This window comes from Marinobacter sp. EhC06, assembly GCF_001650915.1.
Classification (GTDB): Bacteria; Pseudomonadota; Gammaproteobacteria; order Pseudomonadales; family Oleiphilaceae; genus Marinobacter.
Genome location: NZ_LXYO01000018.1, coordinates 1 through 5,935, shown reverse-complemented (window position 1 = coordinate 5,935; position 5,935 = coordinate 1). Strand labels below are relative to the sequence as shown.

Sequence of the window (5,935 nt, the reverse complement as noted above, 5' to 3'; positions counted from 1 at the left end):
ACTCAGTCGTGGGCAGTTACACAATTTGGTTTACAGGCTCCCGGTATCGCCTCCCGAGCCCTCACTGCTGGTCCCAGAGACCTGAACCGGCGAGAATTCCAGCAACCGCTTTATGCCCTTCAGGCGTCAGATGGCCTTCATTGGGGTGAAATAGTTGCTTTTCTGAGTTAATTAGGTTTGCCAGTTCGGGCCCGAGATTTACCACACGGTATCCCCGGTCCTTGAGTTCACTTGACAACGCTCTTGCGGTGCTCTTCTGGTAAACCCCTGGAACCGTATTTTCCCGGAAATACCCGCTGCCGGGCATCAGAACGAAGGCCATCTCACCACCCTGCCCTCTTACCATCGTCCTTGCCCTATCTGTCATAGCCAGGAAAAGGGCCACATCGCTCTTGAGACGCTCTTCAATATGTGACTGGAGGGCGTTCTCATCAAAGCCGATAATCGAGTTAATGCGCGTCCCGATCTGGGAATCAGCAAGAAGATCCTGCCAGATCGGATACAGGTCAAAGCCTTCCAAGATCGCTGAACTGACTGACATTGCCTGATACTTCGGGGTTTTCGCTTTCAAGGGAACCGGGCTGTTTTCCAGACGCAGGCGATTTCCATCCAGTACGTAATAGGGTTTTCCGTAACCAGCCTGCAACGGGAATGGGTAACGAATGTCCAACAAGTCGTTGCCAAGGTAGATCACCCACACCAATGTGTCCGGGCGATAACTCAGTAGATCGTCCAGGAGTATCAGTTGCTGGTCCGGAGCATAACCGGGCACGCTGAGGTTAAAAAAGTCTGTATGTGCCCCAGCAGCTGAACTATTGAGGAAATCCGGAAAGGTCTCCCCCTCATCAACGCCAAGCCCGAATGTAAAACTATCGCCAAGGAAGAATACCTTCTGGCTCTCCCCGGAAAATTCGAGAGCATCCCCACGAAACCCCAGTTCGTTCACCTGATACTGCACCTCAAAATCATGATGCCGGTGCTTGCCCTCCCAGCCGGGGTTTAGCTTCCAGCCAAGCCGGGAATCAAACAATATAAATCCCTCATCCATGGATTCACTGCTTTGCATAGAACCGGTCATAGTCCTCAGAGCCCACTCAAAGACTACCAGAACAATCACAACAGAAATTACGACGGTGACAATTCCGAACCAGGCATTCCTGACAGAGTTACCTTGTTTCATCCTCAGCTTCCTTACCAATTCAAGAAGTTTATGTTTCAGTGTCTCAAGAAATTTACAGTTCGGCCAAGTACTGTCGATTTTATTTACACTAACCTCCCCCCAACAATCTTACTTTGCTGTTTTAACGAGATATTTCCGTTCCGGCCTGGTTTTTGCTGCTTACGGTACTGCATGTTCGCACAGCGAATTTAGCATTTCTGTGGAGCAAATCAGGACGATTATTATGAAAAATGCAGTAAAAGCCAGCCTGCTCGTTGGAGCCCTAGCCGCTCAACCGGTTTACGCAGATTTGATCAGTGATGCGTACGTTGGATCCGATGACCACGGATACGGCGACGTCATTTCAAACAATGCCGACAGAACGAAATTTGACATCACTGGCGCGGAAGCATCTCTCACAGGGAGTTTCCTGAATCTTTCAATCCAAACCAATTTTGTTAACCACGTGGGTATCTACCCCAACCTTACCAAGGACGGTCTCGGCGTTACTCTCGGGGACCTTTTCCTGGCAAGTGAATGGAACCCGGCCGGTAGCGCCTCTGATGGCTACAAATTGGACAACCACGCCAACGGAACCATCTGGCAATACGGCCTGGTCCTGAATGATCGTTCCAGTAACAATGGCGGTATTGCCAGTCTTTACCAGCTTACTGGCGCGACCAATGACGCAAACGCCATCCTTACCGAAGATGTGATGAGCAGCGGCGGAATTTTCCGGGACGGCCAGGAAACACTCGTCGATTTGGGCAATGAAACTGCGATCAGCACCGGGATCTCTGGCAGTTGGAGCATTGACTCAACCAACAACGTCCTGAATTTCGGCGTTGATCTGGCCGGCACCAGCCTCCTGTTCGGTAATGAAATTGCGTTTCACTGGAACATGACATGTGGTAACGACACCATCGAAGGCGCAGTTGACGTTCCCGAGCCGGCCACCCTTGGTCTTCTCGGGCTCTCGCTCGTAGCCATGTTTGGTCTGCGCCGCCGTAACCAGAAGGACGGCGAATCTGCCTGACCCGGTCATCGCGCTTAAAATTAAAAGGGGCCTCCCAGGAGGCCCCTTTTTTCATTTCGTCAGAACAGCGTATAGATAAATGGGGCAAAGGCCGAACCCTGACTGAAAACAATCAGGCCACCCAGCAACATGAGCGTCGCCAGCAGCGGAATCATCCAGTACTTTTTCCTCGCCCGCACAAACATAGAAAAATCTTTCAGCAACTCCCACATCAGAACGGCACCTCCAGACTGGTCGTTGGATCGCTCTTTTTCCTGTAGGTCTCAGCGTCTGGCTCGAATGCTTTCGGAATTGGATCCTTTCCAAACAGCTTCATGATCAGGCCCATCGGACAAACCAGGAGAAAGTACACCACGGAGAGAAGTATCACTGAGTTAATACGCCCCAGCGGTTCAGCAATCTTCAGGAGACCTCGCTGGACTGGAGAGAGGGCAGAAGGCGCCAGAAAGGAAATGAACAACAAGATAGCCCCCGTCACCCAGGGCCACCACGGCCAGGAATAACTGAACAGCCATGGGAGAAACACACCAAATAGAACGGCGATGATAATAGCAAGACCAATTCCGAACTTCTTTAAATCTGACCTTTCCGCCGAACGTTCCATCCCTGCTCCTAATCCAGCTCGAATTGATCCACATGATCCATAAAGGCTTCCCTGCCAGACTGAGAGCCCTTGCTGAGCACAAAGTTCCCGACCACCAGGTAGTCCATGTCTGTAGCCATGAAGCAGCGGAACGCGTCTTCAGGTGTTGCGACGATTGGCTCTCCACGCACATTAAATGATGTGTTTATCAGGACCGGACACTCTGTCAACGCCTTGAATGCGTGCAAAAGGCGTCGATACACAACGGACCCACCCTTGCCTACCGTCTGGAGCCGGGCGCTGTAATCCACATGGGTGACGGCGGGAATGGCTGAACGCACCTGCTTCAACTTTTGAAGCCCCGTAAGAGCCTCCCCATCAGCCGACTCGTGCCTGCGCGTCTTTGAAACCGGGGCAGTCATTAACATATACGGGCTGGTAAATTCGCACTCGAACCAATCCTTTGTATCCTCCTCAAGTACCGAAGGTGCAAACGGCCGAAACGACTCCCGGAACTTGATCTTGAGGTTCATTTTCTCCTGCATTCCGGGGAGGCGCGGATCACCAAGAATGGACCGATGGCCCAGCGCCCTGGGACCAAACTCCATCCTTCCCTGGAACCAGCCAACGACGTTTCCATCGGCAAGCAGCTCCGCCACCCTGGAACAGAGAGATTCCTGCGGCTCTTCATCGAAAACCGCGCCAAACCGATTAAGGGCCGAACGAATATCCTCATCAGAGAACTCAGGGCCGAGATAGGCACCGTTCATACCATCAGGGCTCGCCGGTCGCCGCTGCGGATGCTCACCCGCATACCAGGCGCTCAGGGCGGCTCCTATTGAACCTCCGGCATCCCCGGCGGCAGGCTGAACCCACAAGCCCTTGAAGCCAGCCAGGCGCGCCACCTCACTGTTCGCCACACAGTTCAGAGCCACCCCCCCTGCCAGACACAAGTACTCCATCCCAGTTTCTTTTCTGAGCTGGTTAGCCAGGCGCACAACACAATCGTTGGTAACTTCCTGAATGGACGCAGCGATATCCATGTGGGCCTGAGTCAGCGCATCGCTCTCAGGCGCCCGGGCTGGCAATCCAAAGAGCTTCCCGAACCGCTCGTTCACCATGGTCAGCCCGGTACAGTAATCAAAGTAATCCATATTGAGCCGAAACGAGCCGTCGGGCTTGATATCAATCAACTCAGAGCGAATGAGCTCGGCAAAACGGGGCTCTCCATAAGGGGCAAGCCCCATCACCTTGTACTCTCCCGAGTTAACTTTGAAACCCAAATAGTAGGTAAACGCCGAGTACAAGAGCCCCAATGAGTGCGGGAAATCAATCTGCCACAGCGGCTCCAACTGATCGGAGTTCCCCACCCATGCCGAGGTTGTGGCCCACTCTCCCACCCCATCCAGACACAGCACTGCGGCCTTCTCATAAGGGGATGGAAAGAAAGCTGACGCTGCGTGAGACTGATGGTGGGCAGTAAACAGCAGAGGCGGCAGCGCTTTGCGCGCCAGCCCGGAGAGTTCGCACAACTGGGAGCGCAGCTCCTGCTTCAGATACAGCTTTTCCTTCAGCCAGACGGGCATGGCCTTGAGGAACGAGCCAAGCCCCTTTGGCGCAAAGCTAAGATAAGTCTCCAGAAGGCGCTCGAACTTCAGCAATGGCTTGTCATAAAAAACCACTGATTGGACCTGGTCCAGACCAATGCCGGCGAATTCAAGACAGAACCTGACTGAGTGAGCTGGAAACCCCGGATCATGTTTTTTTCGGGTGAATCTTTCTTCCTGGGCGGCGCAAAGTATGGTGCCATCACGTAACAAAGCGGCACCTGAATCGTGGTAAAAAGCTGAAATACCGAGAATATACACAGGAGAGGAACTGCTGAAGTCATCATCCATGGAACTGACGCGCCCTTGATTTAAAACCAGCTACAGTAAAGCGCAATACCACAGGGATTTCACCTGTAAAGTTTGCTGACGCCAAACAAAAACGCAGGATGGAAAACTCCACCCTGCGTTGACCAGCATTGCTAAATAAAGCCTGGTTTCAAGTACCCTGACTGATCGCGATCATCAAGCCTTTGCGCGCTTCCTTAGCGAAAGACCGATCAGACCCAGGCCAAGCAATGCAAGAGTGCCAGGCTCAGGAACAGTGTACGAACCCTCGGTGATGTCATTCGCGCAGGTCATCGCCCAGCGAAGGCCGATTTCTTGTGGGCTCAGCGCATTCAAACCCAAGTCAGCCAGAGCAATCTGAAAGCTCAGAGTTGTAAGGCCATTGGTAACGATGCCAAGACCTGCATCACCAGCCTTATCCTGGCCCGAGCGATCAACAGCGACTTCCTGAAAAATCCTGGAAGACGCCCCACTAGTGACTTCAAAGCCATTAGACAAAGAAATGTCTACTACATCAGCAAGCCCATTAGAGCGAGAGCTCACATCAACTGCGTACTCCCACGTTTCACCATCACCAAAACCGTCTTCCTTGTATGGTGCAGAACCAAACGGATTCCAGCCATCAGTGCTTATGAAGAGGTCTCCATAGTCAAAGCTGGAGAGGCTAGGGTTGAAATTAGTGTAGACAGAAACGTACAAATTATTGATATCACTCGAGACGTCCATCCCGAAGACATCATAAATACCAGCGTTACCATATACATCCAGATTATCAGCCAGAGCGACATTTTGGTTTGCACCAATGAACTGGTCTGCGCCGTTATCATCAATGGTGTAAGCTGCGGCACCCGATACGATGCCCATCGAAAGCATTGTGCCCATCAGTACTTTATTCAGCGATTTCATAATATCAGTCCTTTTAATGTTCCGATTCCTGGGCTTTCGTCATCACCCGCACCAACTAACTAAGCAAGCACTGCACCATAATTAAAAAAATGCCAAAAACCATATATTTAGGACAACCGCGCAAAGTAAAACGGGCCGCCCTGTAAAGTTTCCCGACATCCGATCAAGGCGATTGCAAGCCACCCCAAACCCTTAAGCTCATTTCGAATAAATAGATTGTGGCCATGAATAAATGGTCCAAGACCTCGCTGGAATCCCTTTGAGGTCGGAACAATACTTGGGAAAGCACCGAACTCTCTTCCGAGGATGCCGTGACCTGCACCCAACTTTCTAATCCATTCTGATCTTAGTAATGT

The 5,935-nt window shown here is 51.8% G+C and carries 7 protein-coding genes; 1 reads left to right on the top strand and 6 read right to left on the bottom strand.

Features of this window, described 5'->3' with window-relative positions:
- Positions 1 to 61: 61 nt before the first annotated feature.
- A complete protein-coding gene (locus tag A8B84_RS09705; RefSeq protein ID WP_138103149.1) occupies positions 62 to 946 on the bottom strand; it encodes an SGNH/GDSL hydrolase family protein in 885 nt (294 codons plus the stop codon).
- A 187-nt stretch (positions 947 to 1,133) separates the two neighbouring features.
- On the opposite strand from A8B84_RS09705, the gene A8B84_RS09700 reads away from it, so the two are divergent.
- Entirely contained in the window at positions 1,134 to 2,195 is a 1,062-nt protein-coding gene (locus A8B84_RS09700) for a PEP-CTERM sorting domain-containing protein (protein WP_161487086.1), read from the top strand.
- 59 nt (positions 2,196 to 2,254) lie between these two features.
- On the opposite strand, the gene A8B84_RS21660 is transcribed toward A8B84_RS09700, so the two are convergent.
- From A8B84_RS21660 to A8B84_RS21875, 5 genes are all read right to left on the bottom strand, one after another.
- On the bottom strand, positions 2,255 to 2,407 hold the full coding sequence (locus tag A8B84_RS21660) for a DUF5989 family protein (protein WP_162841250.1): 153 nt from the start codon (positions 2,405 to 2,407) through the stop codon (positions 2,255 to 2,257).
- On the bottom strand, positions 2,407 to 2,799 hold the full coding sequence (locus A8B84_RS09695; protein WP_064229026.1) for an SxtJ family membrane protein: 393 nt from the start codon (positions 2,797 to 2,799) through the stop codon (positions 2,407 to 2,409). Before A8B84_RS09695 ends, A8B84_RS21660 begins: the two co-directional genes overlap by 1 nt.
- A gap of 8 nt (positions 2,800 to 2,807) precedes the next feature.
- Complete coding sequence (locus A8B84_RS09690; RefSeq protein WP_064229025.1) at positions 2,808 to 4,676, bottom strand: carbamoyltransferase; 1,869 nt, start codon at positions 4,674 to 4,676, stop codon at positions 2,808 to 2,810.
- A gap of 174 nt (positions 4,677 to 4,850) precedes the next feature.
- Positions 4,851 to 5,579 carry a PEP-CTERM sorting domain-containing protein gene (locus A8B84_RS09685; RefSeq protein WP_064229024.1) on the bottom strand — a complete coding sequence of 243 codons (729 nt, stop codon included), beginning with the start codon at positions 5,577 to 5,579 and terminating at the stop codon, positions 4,851 to 4,853.
- Positions 5,580 to 5,686: 107 nt separating this feature from the next.
- The coding region (locus A8B84_RS21875) for a hypothetical protein (RefSeq protein WP_227513978.1) at positions 5,687 to 5,935 on the bottom strand (249 nt) is incomplete at its 5' end.

Bases quoted from the DNA above. Each gene is read 5' to 3' on its own strand.
- A8B84_RS21660 (WP_162841250.1), bottom strand. From the start codon at position 2,407: ATGTGGGAGTTGCTGAAAGATTTTTCTATGTTTGTGCGGGCGAGGAAA.
- A8B84_RS09690 (WP_064229025.1), bottom strand. From the start codon at position 4,676: ATGGATGATGACTTCAGCAGTTCCTCTCCTGTGTATATTCTCGGTATT.
- A8B84_RS09685 (WP_064229024.1), bottom strand. From the start codon at position 5,579: ATGAAATCGCTGAATAAAGTACTGATGGGCACAATGCTTTCGATGGGC.
- A8B84_RS09695 (WP_064229026.1), bottom strand. From the start codon at position 2,799: ATGGAACGTTCGGCGGAAAGGTCAGATTTAAAGAAGTTCGGAATTGGT.